The organism is Pseudoflavonifractor phocaeensis, from assembly GCF_021531375.1.
Classification (GTDB): Bacteria; Bacillota; Clostridia; order Oscillospirales; family Oscillospiraceae; genus Lawsonibacter; species Lawsonibacter phocaeensis_B.
In genome coordinates this window covers 1-14,796 of the sequence record NZ_JADYTU010000015.1, presented here as the reverse complement: position 1 = coordinate 14,796, position 14,796 = coordinate 1, and the positions used below count along the sequence as shown (strand labels likewise).

15 protein-coding genes are annotated in these 14,796 nt (G+C 63.2%); 11 read left to right on the top strand and 4 right to left on the bottom strand.

Annotated features, from left to right (window positions below):
• Window positions 1–5 precede the first annotated feature (5 nt).
• The 10 genes from I6E39_RS06580 to sigG all read left to right on the top strand — a co-directional run bounded on the left by I6E39_RS06580 (window position 6) and on the right by sigG (window position 9,059).
• Complete coding sequence (locus tag I6E39_RS06580; RefSeq protein WP_235380812.1) at window positions 6–509, top strand: O-acetyl-ADP-ribose deacetylase; 504 nt, start codon at window positions 6–8, stop codon at window positions 507–509.
• A gap of 187 nt (window positions 510–696) precedes the next feature.
• Window positions 697–1,410 carry a ClpP family protease gene (locus I6E39_RS06575; protein WP_235380811.1) on the top strand — a complete coding sequence of 238 codons (714 nt, stop codon included), beginning with the start codon at window positions 697–699 and terminating at the stop codon, window positions 1,408–1,410.
• Window positions 1,407–1,640, top strand: coding sequence for a hypothetical protein (locus I6E39_RS06570; protein WP_235380810.1), 234 nt, complete (start codon window positions 1,407–1,409; stop codon window positions 1,638–1,640). Before I6E39_RS06575 ends, I6E39_RS06570 begins: the two co-directional genes overlap by 4 nt.
• 113 nt (window positions 1,641–1,753) lie before the next feature.
• A complete protein-coding gene (locus tag I6E39_RS06565) occupies window positions 1,754–2,590 on the top strand; it encodes an undecaprenyl-diphosphate phosphatase (RefSeq protein ID WP_235380809.1) in 837 nt (278 codons plus the stop codon).
• 76 nt (window positions 2,591–2,666) lie between these two features.
• Window positions 2,667–5,429, top strand: a complete 2,763-nt coding sequence (locus tag I6E39_RS06560) for an FtsK/SpoIIIE family DNA translocase (RefSeq protein ID WP_235380808.1) — start codon at window positions 2,667–2,669, stop codon at window positions 5,427–5,429.
• Between the two features lie 89 nt (window positions 5,430–5,518).
• Complete coding sequence (locus I6E39_RS06555) at window positions 5,519–6,739, top strand: MFS transporter (protein ID WP_235380807.1); 1,221 nt, start codon at window positions 5,519–5,521, stop codon at window positions 6,737–6,739.
• 18 nt (window positions 6,740–6,757) lie between these two features.
• The gene (locus tag I6E39_RS06550; protein ID WP_235380806.1) at window positions 6,758–7,291 is read left to right on the top strand and encodes a hypothetical protein; all 534 of its coding nucleotides are present in this window, start codon (window positions 6,758–6,760) and stop codon (window positions 7,289–7,291) included.
• A gap of 121 nt (window positions 7,292–7,412) precedes the next feature.
• Entirely contained in the window at window positions 7,413–7,664 is a 252-nt protein-coding gene (locus tag I6E39_RS06545) for an IreB family regulatory phosphoprotein (protein WP_087393812.1), read from the top strand.
• A 59-nt stretch (window positions 7,665–7,723) separates the two neighbouring features.
• Window positions 7,724–8,158 carry a 2-thiouracil desulfurase family protein gene (locus tag I6E39_RS06540; protein WP_235380805.1) on the top strand — a complete coding sequence of 145 codons (435 nt, stop codon included), beginning with the start codon at window positions 7,724–7,726 and terminating at the stop codon, window positions 8,156–8,158.
• Between the two features lie 130 nt (window positions 8,159–8,288).
• Entirely contained in the window at window positions 8,289–9,059 is a 771-nt protein-coding gene (gene sigG / locus I6E39_RS06535; RefSeq protein ID WP_235380804.1) for an RNA polymerase sporulation sigma factor SigG, read from the top strand.
• A 77-nt stretch (window positions 9,060–9,136) separates the two neighbouring features.
• Here the strand turns inward: sigG and I6E39_RS06530 are convergent, their stop codons facing one another.
• The 3 genes from I6E39_RS06530 to dinB form a co-directional block, all read right to left on the bottom strand.
• Entirely contained in the window at window positions 9,137–9,937 is an 801-nt protein-coding gene (locus tag I6E39_RS06530; protein ID WP_235380803.1) for a ZIP family metal transporter, read from the bottom strand.
• 131 nt (window positions 9,938–10,068) lie between these two features.
• On the bottom strand, window positions 10,069–11,106 hold the full coding sequence (locus tag I6E39_RS06525; protein WP_235380802.1) for an inorganic phosphate transporter: 1,038 nt from the start codon (window positions 11,104–11,106) through the stop codon (window positions 10,069–10,071).
• 27 nt (window positions 11,107–11,133) lie between these two features.
• Window positions 11,134–12,387, bottom strand: a complete 1,254-nt coding sequence (gene dinB, locus I6E39_RS06520) for a DNA polymerase IV (RefSeq protein ID WP_235380801.1) — start codon at window positions 12,385–12,387, stop codon at window positions 11,134–11,136.
• A 196-nt stretch (window positions 12,388–12,583) separates the two neighbouring features.
• On the opposite strand from dinB, the gene I6E39_RS06515 reads away from it, so the two are divergent.
• Entirely contained in the window at window positions 12,584–13,474 is an 891-nt protein-coding gene (locus I6E39_RS06515; protein WP_235380800.1) for an SPL family radical SAM protein, read from the top strand.
• 45 nt (window positions 13,475–13,519) lie between these two features.
• On the opposite strand, the gene I6E39_RS06510 is transcribed toward I6E39_RS06515, so the two are convergent.
• Window positions 13,520–14,659 carry a YibE/F family protein gene (locus tag I6E39_RS06510; RefSeq protein WP_235380799.1) on the bottom strand — a complete coding sequence of 380 codons (1,140 nt, stop codon included), beginning with the start codon at window positions 14,657–14,659 and terminating at the stop codon, window positions 13,520–13,522.
• Between the last annotated feature and the right edge of the window lie 137 nt (window positions 14,660–14,796).

Genomic DNA, 14,796 nt, shown 5'->3' with positions numbered 1-14,796 from the left:
GGACCATGAAGCTCAGCCTTTATACCGGAGATATCACAAAAATGGAGGTGGACGCCATCGTCAACGCCGCCAACAACTCCCTGCTGGGGGGAGGCGGAGTGGACGGGGCCATCCACCGGGCGGCGGGACCGGAGCTGCTGGCCGAGTGCCGTACCCTCCACGGCTGTCCCACCGGGCAGGCCAAGGCCACCAAAGGTTACCGCCTGCCCGCCAAGTACGTCATCCACACCGTGGGTCCCGTCTGGCACGGCGGCGCCCAGGGAGAGGCGCAGCTGCTGGCGGATTGCTACCGGAACTCCCTGGCCCTGGCCCTGGAGCTGGGGTGCAGGACCGTGGCCTTCCCCGCCATCAGCACCGGGGTGTACCACTACCCCCCGGAGGAGGCCGCCGCCATCGCCGTCTCCACCGTCCGGCAGTTCTTGGCGGACCACCCCGACGGCCCCCAGGTCATTTTCGTCTGCTTCAACGCCGCCGCCCAGGCGGCCTACCGCAAAGTGCTGGAGCAGTAAGGTTTTTTCAATCAAAACGGTCTCTCTGACAACAGGGGCGGTCCGAAGGACCGCCCCTGTTGTTGTGAGGAAGAAAGAAGACTTGTCTGCATATCCCGGCGGAAGAATGCGGATTTTTTTAAAACCCTTTGGAGTAAAATTCCCCTCCCTGGCGCACTCTAAGTGGGAAGCGCAAGGAGGGATCGTTTTGGAAGAAAAGGAAGAGAAGCAGGAGGTCAAGAACCAGGACCAGATCATCCAGCCCATCGTGGACCTGGGGTCCTCCCTGATCCAGACGGAGAAGGGGACCATCTATGTGCTGACCATCGTGGGGCAGATCGAGGGGCACCAGCTGCTGCCGCCCACCAGCAAGAGCACCAAATATGAACATGTCCTGCCCCTGCTGGCCATGGTGGAGGAGAGCGACCAGATCGACGGGCTTCTCATCCTGCTGAACACCGGGGGAGGAGACGTGGAGGCGGGGCTGGCCATCTCCGAGCTCATCGCCTCCATGTCCAAGCCCACGGTGTCCCTGGTACTGGGCGGCAGTCATTCCATCGGGGTGCCCCTGGCGGTGGCGGCCAAGCGGTCCTTCATCGCCCCCTCGGCGGCCATGACCATCCATCCGGTGCGGCTCAACGGTCTGGTCATCGGGGTGCCCCAGACCTTCTACTATTTTGAACGCATCCAGGAGCGGATCATCCAGTTCGTCACGGCCAACAGCGCCATCAAGCGGGAAGACTTTACACGCCTGATGCTTCAAACCGGGGAGCTGGCCGCCGATGTGGGCAGCGTAATCTACGGGGAGGAGGCGGTGAAGCTGGGCCTCATCGACCGGATCGGCGGGCTGTCCGATGCCACGGCCTGTCTGCACGAGATGATCCGGCAGCGGAAGACGGAGAAGCAGGAGGAGCAGGGGTGACCCTGCTCCTTGAGACTGTCGAAAAAGTGGCTATGCCACTTTTTCGAATGAGAAAGCACGAAATTTTCACCTCGATTTCTGGCGAAATTGTCGGCAAAAATTTCGCGAGAGGTGTCATTTCCGACGCGCATGTCATCGGAAATGACGTGATGGAACTCTATTCCGTCGCCTGCGGGCGACGGAACTCCTTGCAGGAGGGCTTTTTTCACAAGCTGGAGGAGCAGGGGTGACCCTGCTCCTTGTGTTTACATAATTCGAATGAAAAAGACTGGAATTCCTGGCCTGCTTGTGCTAATATAGTATCAGTGATTTTATGGGCATTTTGCCATTGGAGGTACATATTGTGACATACCTGATGTCTGCCGTCCTGGGCTTTGTACAGGGTGTAGCTGAGTTTCTGCCCATTTCCAGCTCGGGCCATCTGACCCTGCTCCAGCACTTTTTCGGCATGGAGGAGCCGGACAACCTGTTTAACATCCTGCTCCACTTCGCCACGCTGCTGGCGGTGTGCGTGTACTATTTCCAGGATGTGGTGGAAATGATCCTGGAGTTTTTCCGGGCCATCCGGGACATGTTCTCCCGCCGCCCCTCCCGGGGCAATCCCCCGGAGGCCCGGCGGCTGGTGCTGCTCATCATCGTGGGCACCCTGCCCCTGTTCGTGGTCATGCTGGTGAAGGACTATGTGGAGGCGCTGGGCGGCAGCCCGGTCTTTGTCAGCTGCGCCCTGCTGGTCACCGGCTGTATCCTGTTTGTGTCTGACCGGATGGCCGGCGGGAGAAAGACCGCCCGGAACGCCACGCTGAAGGACGTGCTGCTGGTGGGCCTGGCCCAGGGCTGCGCCACCATTCCCGGCCTGTCCCGGTCCGGCTGCACCATCTCCGCCGGTATGGCGGTGGGCTTTGACCGGAAGTTTGCCGTCCGGTACTCCTTCCTGCTGTCCCTGCCCGCTGTCCTGGGCGCCACCATTTTGGAGATCAAGGACGTAATCGTAGCGGAGAGCGGCCTGGCCCAGGGCGTGCTGCCCATGTATTTGCTGGGCATGGTCATTGCCGGGGTGGTGGGTTACTTCTCCATCCGCCTGGTGAACCTGCTGGCGTCCAAGGGCAAGTTCGGCGCCTTTGCGTACTATTGCTGGGCCGTGGGTCTGGTGGCCTTGATCGCCAGCGTCGTGCTGCTCTGAGCAGCGGCACCTTCACCCAGGCTGTCCCAGGGACGGCATATGCCCCAAACGATACTCCGGAAAGGAACGAACCGATATGGCAACGACACAAAAGAAAACAGGCGGCAGCCGAACCGCCTCCTCCGGGGGGAAACGGACCGCCGCCTCCGGTCCCTCCCGGGCGAAAAGCGGGGGGAAGGGGCGGCCTGTTCAGCCCGCGCCCCGGCCCTTCCGCCGGGAGGTGGGGGCGGTGGTCTGCCTGCTGCTGGCCATCTTCGCCGCTCTGGGCTATCTCAACATAGAGGCTATTTTTATCGACTTCTTCTGCGGCCTGCTGAAGGGGCTGCTGGGCTATGGCTACTGGCTGGTGCCCCCCGCCCTGCTGCTGGGGGCCTATATCCTGGCCTTCCACCGGGGACGCCCGGTGCGTCTGCGGCTGACCTGCGCCCTGCTGCTGCCGCTGATCGTCTCCTGCCTGTTCCACGGCCTGCTGATTGAGCCTCTGCCCTGGGACGGCGCCCTGCTGAAAAGCCTGTGGGCCAGCGGCGGGGCGCTGAAGTCCGGCGGTGCTCTGGGCGGCCTTCTGGCCCAGGGCTGTGTCTGCCTGTTCTCCTCCCTGGGCTGCACCATCATCTTCGCCATGGCGGGGATCCTGGTGGGTCTGGCGGCTTTCAACCGTACCATTCTGGATGTGGCCGACTGGATCTTCAACCGTCCCCGGTACGACTATGAGCCGGAGCCCGAGCCCCAGCGCCCCCGCCGGAGCCGCCGGGAGGAAGCGCGCCCCGCCGCCGAAGCGCTGTCCCAGACCTCCGCCCGCCGGGCCGCCATCGACATCCCGGTGGACGACGGCCCTCTGGTCCGGGCGGAGGAGAAGCCCCAGCCCGTCCCGGAAAAGAAGAAGCGCAGCTTCTTCGACCGGAAACCCAGAGTGCCCGCACCCGACCAGGTGCTGACCGGCAGGAGCGAAACGCCTCAAAAGGAGGAAGTCCAGCCGGAGAAGAAGGAACCGGAGTTTGTGACCCAGCCCATCGTCCCGCCCCAGCCCATTCCGGAGGCGCCTCCGGCGGCAGCGGTCCCACCTGTCCCTCCCGCCGCTCCGGTCCCGGTGGCCGCGGCCCAGGAGATGCCCGAGCCGGAGCCTGCCGTTCCGGTCCAGCCCCCGGCAACCCGGGAGCCCGCCCAGGCCAAGGCGAAGCGCCAGGAGGTGGAGCAGGAGGCGGCCCAGGTGGCCCAGGACATCCAGGGCACTCTGAGCCAGGGCAGCTCCGCCTACCAGTACCCGCCCCTGTCCCTGCTGCAGGAAGGGCCGGGAGGCGTGGGGGGAGAGGCCCTGGCCGAACTCAACGCCAACCGCCAGCGGCTCACCGATACTATCCACTCCTTCGGCATCGACGCCAATATCATCAACGTTACCCGGGGCCCCTCGGTGACCCGGTACGAGCTGGAGCTGGACCAGGGGGTCCGGCTGAACAAGCTGACCAACCTGGCCGATGACATCGCCCTGGCCCTGGGAGCCACCGGTGTGCGCATCGCGCCCATCCCGGACCAGATCTCCATGGTGGGCATCGAGGTGCCCAATAAGATGGTCTCCCCGGTGAACATCCACTCGGTCATCGGCTCCAAAGCCTTTACCGACAGTATCTCCAAGGTGTCCTTCGCCGTGGGCAAGGACATCGGCGGCAACCCCATCGTGGGCAACATCGCCAAGATGCCCCACCTGCTCATCGCCGGTACCACCGGCTCCGGTAAGTCGGTGTGTACCAACTCCATCATCACCTCGCTGCTCTACAAGGCCACCCCCGAGGAGGTCCGTCTCATCATGGTGGACCCCAAAATGGTGGAGCTGGGCATCTATAACGGCATTCCCCACCTGCTGATCCCCGTGGTCACCGACCCCAAAAAGGCTGCCGGTGCCCTCCAGTGGGCGGTCACGGAGATGATGAAGCGGTACCGCACCTTCTCCGAGGTGGGCGTGCGGAAGCTGGAGGAGTACAACGCCCTGGCCGCCAAGACCGAGGGCATGGAGAAGATGCCCTACATCGTGGTCCTCATCGACGAGCTGGCCGACCTGATGCTGGTGGCCGCCAAGGAGGTGGAGGAGTCCATCTGCCGGGTGGCCCAGATGGGCCGTGCCGCTGGGATGCACCTGATCATCGCCACCCAGCGGCCCTCCGCTGACGTGATCACCGGCCTGATGAAGGCCAATATCCCCAGCCGCATCGCCTTCGCCGTGGCCTCCAGTCTGGAGTCCCGGATCATCCTGGACATCACCGGCGCGGAGAAGCTGGTGGGCCGGGGCGATATGCTGTATTTCCCTCTGGGCTCCGGCAAGCCTACCCGGGTCCAGGGCTGCCTCATCTCCGACCAGGAGGTGGCGGCGGTGGTGGACTTTGTGAAGAAGAGCGGCTCGGCCCAGTACGACGACGACGTCATGCAGGAGATCGAGCAGCACGCCGCCGAGAAGGAGAAGGGCGCCAAGGGGGTGGGCGGCTCCGCCCCCGAGGACGTGGACAGCGAGTACGACGAGCTCATCGACGCCGCCGCCGAGGTGGTGGTGGAGACGGGACAAGCCTCCGTGTCCATGCTCCAACGCCGTCTGAAGCTGGGCTACGCCCGGGCCGCCCGGCTGGTGGACCAGCTGGAGGAAAAGGGCATCGTGGGCCCCTTCGAGGGCAGCAAGCCCCGCCAGCTGCTCATCACCAAGGAGCAGTGGCAGGAGCTGAAATACCGCCAGGGGATCACCGGCGGTATGCCGGCCCAGAGCGAGACCCAAGTCCCCGCCGCCGGCCAGGAGTCGGACGCCCCTCCCTTTGATGTGGAGGAGGCTCTGGACCGGACGGAGGAGGACACACTGTAACATACAACACAAATGGGACGGTCCTTCTGCCCGGGAGGGCCGTCCCATTGCGTATTTGGTAGGATAGACAGAGAGTGGGAGAGGGAACGATGAAAGAATCCAGGCAGCGCGCCATCCGGCTGTTTGTGCTGGCGCTGGCCTGTGCGGCCATTGCCGACGGGCTGGGAGCCAAAATTTTTTCCAATTATTTCAATGAGGTATTTTGCATCAGCTCCGTACAGCGGGGCTTTTTGGAAATCCCCCGGGAGAGCCCGGGAATTTTGTGTATGGTGCTGGTGGCCGGCTTGGGCTTTCTGGGTAACCTGTGGATGTCCGTGGTCGCCCAGGCGCTGATGCTGGTGGGACTGGTGGTCATGGGCTTTTTCTCCCCCAGCTACGGGGTCATGCTGGTCTTTCTCTTTATCCATTCCATGGGCCAGCACCTGTTCATGCCCCTGAACGACGCCATCTCCATGGAACTGGCGGAGCAGGGAAAAGTGGGGACCGCCCTGGGCCGGTTCAAGGGCGTCACGACGCTGATGTCCATGGTGTCTGCCTGTATCGTCTTTGTGGGCTTTCGGGGCGGATGGTTCACCTTTGCCAGTCCGGTGATCCTGCCCTTTGTCATCGCGGCGGGAGCCACCGTTCTTGCCATTCTCCTGCTCCTGCTTATGAGACAGTATATGGAGCAGGGCGGCGGGGTCAAAAATCACAAGCTGCTCTTCCGCCGCCGGTACATGCCCTACTACATGGTCACTCTGGCCTACGGCTGCCAGAAGCGGATCAAGCTTGTTTTCGCGCCCTGGGTCATCATCCAGCTGCTGGGGCAGGGGGCGGACACAGTGGCCCTGCTCACCATCGTCACCCATCTGGTGGGCACCTGGATGGCCCCCCTGATCGGCCGGATGCTGGACCGGCTGGGGGTGAGGAAGATGCTGTGGATCGAGGCGGGCTATATCGCCGTCACCTTCTGGGTCATGGGCCTGATGGCCGGACTGTTGGCCGGGGGAGCCTTTGCCGCGGGAAGCTGGCAGACCTGGCTGGTCTTTGGGGCCTATGTGCTGTGCGTCCTCTTTGAGCAGTTCAGCATGGTCCACTCCTTTATGATGCGCTCCATCGCCCTGGACCCCAGCGAGGTGACCCGGACCCTGTCCGTGGGCCTCAGCGTGGACCATGTGATGGCCATTATCGCCTCCCCCATCCTGGGCCTGGTCTGGGAGGGCTGGGGCGTCCAGTACGTCTTTTACCTGACGGCTCTGTCCGCGCTGTTCCAGGTGGCCGCCGCCGCCATGACAGGAAAGAACGTGGGAGCCGCCACACAACATGGTTGACAGAAGGAGGACGGAAATATGGCAGGAAGTCAGATGATCCTTTCCGTGGTCCTGGCCGCGGTCTTGGGACTGGGCGGCTGGAACGGGGCGGAGCTGTCCCCGCCGCCGGAGCCGGAAGGGGCGGAAAACCAGGCGGTGGAGGAGCCGGGGAGCATGGAAGCGGTCCTGGAGGAGCGGAAGCGTCTGTTGGAGGGCGTGGAGCGCAGCGGACTTTCTTATTTCTATGAGCTCTATCCCGGAGAGCTGGGGACCCTGTGCGTGTCCGGCCAGACGGGAACGACCCATGGCACCTCTACCAGTATGCTCTATGTGTCCAAAGACGGGACCTGTACCGAAATTGTGGACCTGCTTCCCAACTATGGCTTTGGGGCCTGCTACTATGTATCCCCCCGGGACATCGCCTTTGCCGACGGCGGGAGGACCCTGACCTTCATCACCCCGGTGAAGGAGGTGCTGGACTGGGAGAAGGGCCAGTGCCGGGACTGGGGCGATACCCTGTGTACCTTTGACACGGTGGAGCGGAAGATGGTCGGCATGGAGCCGCTGAACTGAGCGGAATACGCGTCAGGGCCGCCGGATATATTTCAATTATATTAAATTTTACCACAGACCCTTTACAGATTGGGCATTTTGGAGTAGACTAGGGACAGTTCATGTGTAGGAGGTGTTCCCGATGGGAGAGATGGATTTTACCCGTAAGTTCAGTTTGGGCGACCAGCGGGACCTGGAGATCAAAACCATTTTGTCTACGGTCTATCAGGCGCTTCAGGAAAAGGGCTATAACCCCATCAACCAGATCGTGGGCTATATCCTCTCCGAGGACCCCACCTATATCACCAATCACAATAACGCCCGCGCCCTGATCCGAAAGGTGGACCGGGACGAGCTGCTTCAGACTCTGGTCAAATATTACCTGACCCACTAAACGGCAGGAAACCAAACGCCCGACTCCGTGTCGGGCGTTTTTATATGGAGGAAGCGCGTATGAATATTCTGGTCAGCCGGTGCCTGCTGGGGGAGCCCTGCCGCTACGACGGCCGCAGCGTCCCCGTCCCCGAACTGGAAAAGCTGCGGCAGGCGGGGCACGTCCTGATTCCCGTCTGCCCCGAGGTGCTGGGGGGACTGCCCACGCCACGGTCTCCGGCGGAGCGCCAGCCGGACGGCCGGGTGGTCAACCGGGCGGGGGAGGACGTGACCGCCGCCTATCTGGAGGGGGCCGGACGGACCCTGGCGCTTGCCCGGGAGGCGGGCTGTACCCTGGCCGTCCTCAAGGCCAAATCCCCCTCCTGCGGCTGCCATGAAATCTATGACGGCTCCTTCACCGGGCGGTTGGTCCCGGGACAGGGGGTAGCCGCCCGGCTGCTGGAGGAGTCCGGCGTCCGGGTGGTGGACGAGACGGAGCTGGATTCCCTGCTCTGAATACAGTCCCCACAAAAATCCATCGAAAGCGGTCAAACGATAAAAAATTTCGCCCCGCACAGCACCGTATGAAAGCCCCCCGCACGGAGATACTTGGAATACAGTATTTTCGGGCGGGGGGTTTCTTCTGATGCAGCACAAGGTGGAAATCTGCGGGGTGAACACCGCCAAGCTAAAGGTCCTGAAAAGCGAGGAGACCCAGGCCCTGCTGGTCCGGGCAAAGGCGGGGGACAAGCAGGCCAGAGAGGAGCTGATCTCCGGCAATCTGCGGCTGGTGCTGTCGGTGATCCAGCGCTTTGCCAACCGGGGAGAGAATGCCGACGACCTGTTTCAAGTTGGGTGCATCGGCCTCATCAAAGCAATTGACAATTTTGACATAAACTTACAGGTAAAATTTTCCACTTATGGGGTACCCATGATCGTGGGTGAGATCCGCCGCTACCTCCGGGACAACAGCACCATGCGGGTCTCCCGGGCCATGCGGGACACGGCCTATAAGGTGCTCCAGGCCAAGGAGGCCTACATGGCCAAGCATCAGCGGGAGCCCTCGGTGGATGAGATCGCCAAGACGCTGGACCTGAAGCGGGAGGACGTGGTCTTTGCCCTGGACGCCATTTTGGAGCCGGTGTCCCTCTATGAGCCGGTATACTCCGACAGCGGGGACACAGTGTGCGTCATGGACCAGGTGAAGGACAGCCGGAACACCGACGAGATGTGGCTGGAGCGCATCGCCCTGAAGGAGGCGGTGGCCCGGCTCAGCGAGCGGGAGCGGAAGATCCTGTCCATGCGGTTCTTCCAGGGCAAGACCCAGATGGAGGTATCCGGTGAGATCGGCATCTCCCAGGCCCAGGTGTCCCGGCTGGAAAAGAACGCCCTGCGCCAGATCCGAAAGGAATTGTGACGAAGCAGCGGTAGTTTTGAATGGAAAGAGTCCGCAGCGCCTGACAAGCTTTTTCCCTTGTCAGGCGCTGCGGTTCGTTATCCCAGAGCCACATCCAGGATCATCATGATGAGAAAGCCCGCCATGACTCCCAAGGTACCGGTGTGTCCCCCCTCGGACAGGTTGGCCTCCGGGATCAGCTCCTCCACCACCACATAGAGCATGGCTCCGGCGGCAAAGGAGAGCAGCCAGGGCATGAGAGGCTGGATGGACCCCACCGCCAGCACCGTCAGCAGTCCGAACAGGGGCTCCACCAGCCCGGACAAAGCGCCCATGGCAAAGGCCTTTCCGCGGCCCATCCCCTCCTGGCGCAGGGGGAGGGCGATGGCGGCGCCTTCGGGGAAATTCTGGATGCCGATGCCCATGGCCAGGGCTGCGGCGGCGGTGAGCAGAGCCGGGTCCCCGCTGTGGGCGGCCAGGGCAAAGGAGATGCCCACCGCCATCCCCTCGGGTATGTTGTGGAGGGTCACCGCCAGCACCAGCAGGGCGGTGCGCTTCCGGGAGGTCTGGCCCTCCTTCCAGTGGAAGGACTCGGGCGTAAAGTGGGGGAGGAGGGAATCCATGGCCAGCAGGAAGGCAATGCCCAGCACCGACCCTCCCGCAGCGGGGAGCCAGCCCGTCAGTCCCATGGCCTCCGCCTCCTCAATGGCGGGAATGAGGAGGGACCACATGCTGGCGGCGATCATCACCCCGGCGGCAAAGCCGAGCATGACCCGGTGAAGGGAGGGGGAGGGCTGCCTCCGAAACAAGAATACCATGGAAGCCCCCAGAGCGGTCATCAGCGCGGTAAATCCGGTCCCGCCTGCGGCCCAAAGAAATGCCTGCGTCACGATGTACATCCTTTCTGAACGAGGGCGGCGGCGTTTGGACAGCGCCGCCGCCTGTGCGTCTGCGTCCAGAATAGGCTATGACAGAGGCGGAACAGATGTGAAGGAGACCTGCCGGAAAGGCCGGATCACACAAGTTTCGGTCAGGGCAGGAACAGGGCCAGGTACAGGCGGCTCATCCAGTAGCCGATGGCCATGCAGCCCGGAAAGGTGAGCAGCCAGGCCAGGGCCACGCTCCCCGCTACCCGCCAGTCCACCGGAGTCTCGGCGGCACAGCCCACGCCCAGCAGGGCGGCGGTGCGGGTGTGGGTGGTGGAGACGGGGAGCCCCAGTATGGTGGCCGTCAGCAGGCAGAGAATGCTGCCCAGATCGGCGGCCAGCCCCTCCCTGGGCCCCAGAGTCACCATCTCCCGGCCTACCTTGTCGATGATGCGCCGCCCCCCCATCAGCGTCCCCAGAGCCATGAACAGGGCGCACAGGACCATGAGCCAGAAGGGGATGGGGAAGGTCTGCTCGTCCGCCCGGCCTTGGGCCAGAGCGGTCCCCAGAAGAAAAACGCCCAGAAATTTCTGACCATCCTGGGCGCCATGAAAAAAAGCGGTTCCAGCGGCTCCTGGGATTTGGGATAAAAGGAATGTACGGTTTTTCCACTTTACGGATAAAAGCCCCCGCTCCGCCCACCTGCCCGCCCAGGAACCGGCGGCCGCAGACAGGATCAGTCCCAGCAACACCTTGCCCCAGCTGTCCCAGCGGACGCAGGACAGTCCTCCTTCCAAAGCTATGGCAGCTCCCGACAGTCCGGCCACCAGGGCGTGGCTCTCGCTGGTGGGGATACCGAACCACCAGGCCAGACCGGCCCACAGGACGATGGCCGTCATGGCGGCGCACAGAGCGGTGAGGGCCGCGGGAGGCCCGCCCTCAAAGACGGCAATGGAGTAAATGGTCTCCGCCACCGAGGCATTGACCGCTGTGACGCACAGCACGCCCAAAACATTGCACCCCGCCGCCAGCAGCACCGCCAGCCGGAAGGGGAGGGCGCCGGTGACCACCGCTCCGGCAATGGCGTTGGGGGCATCGGTCCAGCCGTTGACCAGCAGGACGGCCAGACACAGCAGGAATGTGAACGCCAGAGGGGGACTGTGGACTGCTTGGCTGACAAATTCGGCAAAAGAAAGGGGCATGGAACCACCTCCATACCCCAATTTATGTCAGCTGTCCTCCAAATATGACCGGCTCCCGCCGGGCGGGGGCGCGTGGCGGTCAACGCCTGGGTCCAGAGGGGCCGAGGCGGGCGCGATGGCCCCCTTTCCATATTTGGCCCGAATGGAATCCAGAGTACCCTCCAGTTTCTCCAGCCGTTCCCGCTTCCGGTCCTGGGTGTCGGCCAGCAGGTCCAGCTGGGCCCCTGCCTCCTCCTCCGAAATCAGGTAGATGGCGGTCACCGTCAGGGCACGGACCGGGCGGTCCATGGCCCAGCAGCTCTCCGCCAGCTCCATGGCAGCCTGGGCGATCTCCCGGGACAGACAGGTGGGGGAGCGCAGGCGCTGCTGACGGCTGAGATCCCGAAAATCCGGGTCCCGGATGGCAAGGGATACTCCTTGACATTTCATGTGATGCCGGCGCAGACGGGCGCCCACCTGATCGGAAAGCTGAGTGATCCCCGCACGGATCTCCTCCCGTCCCTGGAGGTTGCGGGGAAAGGTGAGGCCGTTGCCCACCGACTTGGGCGGTGTCTGCTGGGCGGCGGGCGCCACGGGGGACCGGTCCAGGCCGCAGGCAAAGTCGTGGAGCTGGGCGCCGTTTTTGCCCAGCAGGGTGAACAGGGACTCCCGGTCGAACCGGGCCAGGTCCCCGATGGTGCGGATGTTGAATTTCTGAAAGGTCTGGGCCGCCGCGCGCCCCACATAGAGCAGGTCGGTGACAGGCAGGGGCCAGACGATCTGCCGGAAGTTTTCCCGGGTGATGACGGTGGTGGCGTCGGGCTTTTTGTAGTCGCTGCCCAGCTTGGCAAAGACCTTGTTGAAGGACACCCCCACTGATATGGTCAGTCCCAACTCCCCCCGGAGCCGGTCCCGGATCTGGTCGGCCAGGGCTCTGGCATTGCCGCCGAAGAGATGGAGGGTGCCGGTGAGATCCAGCCAGCTCTCGTCGATGCCGAAGGGCTCCACCAGATCGGTGTACTCCTGATAGATCCGGTTGACCCGGCGGGAAAACTCCCGGTACTTGTCGTGGTGGGCGGGGAGGAGGACCAAATCGGGGCACTTTTTTCGGGCCTGCCAGATGGTCTCGGCGGTTTTGACGCCAAAGGTTTTGGCGGGCTCGTTTTTGGCAAGGATGATACCGTGGCGGCTGTCCGGATCGCCGCAGACGGCCACCGGTAGGTGCCGCAGCTCTGGGTGGTCCAGCAGCTCCACCGAGGCGTAAAAACTGTTCAGATCGCAGTGAAAAATGACCCGCTCCACCCGTATCCCTCCTTTGACTTCCGAATCCTGCCTACGGAACCGGCAGCGCGTCGGCCGGTCCGTTCCCTACAACTGATTATAATCGGTCCTGACCGAAAAGTCAAACGAATGTTCTAAAATTCGTTGACAAATGGCGGAAGAGCTGATAGGATGTAAAAAAGGACCTCCGGCCATCCGGAGGCTGCGGGAGGGCTTTATGGAATACATCCCCGCCAAGCACCTGCTCCAGCGGAACAGGTCCACCGAGTGGTTCGGCACCGACCACACGATGAATCTCTACCGGGGCTGCTGCCACGGCTGCATCTACTGCGACAGCCGCAGCGCCTGCTACCAGGACCCGGAATTTGACCGGGTGAAGGCCAAGGCTGACGCGCTGAGGATCCTGCGGGACGACCTGGCCCGAAAGGCCAGACCCGCCCTGATCGGTATGGGCTCCATGAGCGATCCCTACAACCCCTTTGAGCGGGAACTGCTGCTGACCCGCCATGCCCTGGAGCTCATCGACGCCTACCAGTGCGGGGTGGCCGTGGCCACCAAGAGCGATCTGATCGTCCGGGATGCGGACCTGTACGGGATGATCCGGGAGCACTCCCCGGTGATCTGCAAAGTGACCGTCACCACTGCCGACGACGCTCTGGCGGCGAAGCTCGAGCCGGGAGCGCCCCCTCCCAGCCGCCGGCTGGAGGCGGTGCGCCGGCTGTCGGAGGCCGGGATCTTTACCGGCGTGCTGCTGATGCCGGTGCTGCCCTTCGTGGAGGACTCGGAGGAAAACGTGCTGGCCGTCACGGAGGCGGCGGCCCGGGCGGGGGCCAAGTTCGTCTGCGCCGCCTTTGGAGTCACCATGCGGGAGGGCCAACGGGAGTATTTTCTGGGGCAGCTGGACCGGGCCTTCCCTGGCCAGGGGCTGGGGGAGCGGTATCGAAAGAGATACGGGTACCGCTATCAGTGCTCCAGTCCCAGGGCCCGGGAGCTGTGGGAGGGATTCTCCCGGCGGTGCCGGGAGCTGGGTCTGCTGTATGAGATGGGGCACATCGTCTCCGCCGCCACCCGGCCCTACGCCGACCGGCAGCTGACCTTCTTTGATTGAGAAAAACAAGAGCGGCTCCGAACAATCGGAGCCGTTCGTTTTTTGTCAGGAGGCTTTGCTTCGTGTCAGGAACAGTCCCGCGCACAGGGCGGTAAAGGGGGCCACGGTGACCAGCCCGAAGGAGCCAATCACGGTGTGGATGATCTCGGCGGCCACATATTTGTAGTTGAAGATATTGGACAGGGGGGTGCCTTGGGCCATAAAGACCATGAGCAGGGCCACATAGCCTCCGGAGTAGGCGAAGAGCAGGGTGGTGGTCATGGTGCCCATGGCGGCTCGGCCCACGTTCATCCCGGAACGGGCGGCCTCCCACCAGCTCAGGTCGGGCCGCTTTTCCACCACCTCGGCCACGGCGGAAGTGATGTCCACCGACAGGTCCATGATGGCCCCCGAGGCGCCGATAAAGACGGACGCCATGAAGATGCTGGTCAGGTTCAGGTGCTGGTAGCCGGCGTACAGCAGACTTTCCGAGTAGGCCATCACCGCCCCGTGGATCTTGAACAGGTCGGTGAACAGGATGCCCAGAACGCAGGTGACGAGAATGCCCAGAAAGGAGCCGGAGACGGCGGCCAGGCACCGCCGGTCAAAGCCGTAGACCAGGGCGATGATAAGGACGGTCAACGCCAAGGTGATGGCCAGCCCCACATAAATCGGGTTCCAGCCCCGGAGGTACAGAGGGACCAGCAGCTTCCAGATCATCAGCACGGTGAGGATGAAGGAGAGTACCGCCCGCAGCCCCGCCGGTCCGGCGAAGAGGAGCAGCAGAAGGACAAACAGCCCGGCCAGAAGCAGCTCCCAAGGTGTGCGGTAGTGGTCGATCATGGAGACACTGAGGATCTGGTCCCCCTGGTAGCTGACGCGGACCAGCGCCTTGTCCCCGGCGGAAAAGATCTTGTCCTGCTCCAGGGAGCCGTTCAGAGCGTTTTTGCCCTCCGTGGTCCGCCCCTGAAAGGGACCGGACAGGATCTCCAGCTGACAGCGCTGTTCCCCGGAGCGGACCAGGCCGGTGTCCACCACCGTGGACTCATCGGTGGAGAGGACCAGAGCGGGGCGGATGTCCGATTCCTGAAAGACCAGGTTTTCCTCGAATCCGGTGGGGAGGAAAAGGAGAATGAGGGCGAGCAGCGCGCAGCTCCAGACGGGAGCACGGGAGGAGAGAGAGATACCGGATAGAATATGTTTCATAACATGCGGTTCCTTTGTCGGAATATAGTGCAAATTTTAGTTTATTGGTGTATTATGGGGAGGGTTTCGCCCTGCTGGGCGAGTTCCTTTGCCCGCGGCGGCAAAGGAACCAAAACGCCGCCGGGGACGGCGGCAGG

Excerpts from the sequence above, each read along its gene's own strand:
- I6E39_RS06580 (WP_235380812.1), top strand. The coding sequence starts at position 6 with ATGAAGCTCAGCCTTTATACCGGAGATATCACAAAAATGGAGGTGGAC.
- I6E39_RS06560 (WP_235380808.1), top strand. The coding sequence starts at position 2,667 with ATGGCAACGACACAAAAGAAAACAGGCGGCAGCCGAACCGCCTCCTCC.
- I6E39_RS06555 (WP_235380807.1), top strand. The coding sequence starts at position 5,519 with ATGAAAGAATCCAGGCAGCGCGCCATCCGGCTGTTTGTGCTGGCGCTG.
- I6E39_RS06550 (WP_235380806.1), top strand. The coding sequence starts at position 6,758 with ATGGCAGGAAGTCAGATGATCCTTTCCGTGGTCCTGGCCGCGGTCTTG.
- I6E39_RS06545 (WP_087393812.1), top strand. The coding sequence starts at position 7,413 with ATGGGAGAGATGGATTTTACCCGTAAGTTCAGTTTGGGCGACCAGCGG.
- I6E39_RS06540 (WP_235380805.1), top strand. The coding sequence starts at position 7,724 with ATGAATATTCTGGTCAGCCGGTGCCTGCTGGGGGAGCCCTGCCGCTAC.
- sigG (WP_235380804.1), top strand. The coding sequence starts at position 8,289 with ATGCAGCACAAGGTGGAAATCTGCGGGGTGAACACCGCCAAGCTAAAG.
- I6E39_RS06530 (WP_235380803.1), bottom strand. The coding sequence starts at position 9,937 with ATGTACATCGTGACGCAGGCATTTCTTTGGGCCGCAGGCGGGACCGGA.
- I6E39_RS06525 (WP_235380802.1), bottom strand. The coding sequence starts at position 11,106 with ATGCCCCTTTCTTTTGCCGAATTTGTCAGCCAAGCAGTCCACAGTCCC.
- I6E39_RS06515 (WP_235380800.1), top strand. The coding sequence starts at position 12,584 with ATGGAATACATCCCCGCCAAGCACCTGCTCCAGCGGAACAGGTCCACC.
- I6E39_RS06510 (WP_235380799.1), bottom strand. The coding sequence starts at position 14,659 with ATGAAACATATTCTATCCGGTATCTCTCTCTCCTCCCGTGCTCCCGTC.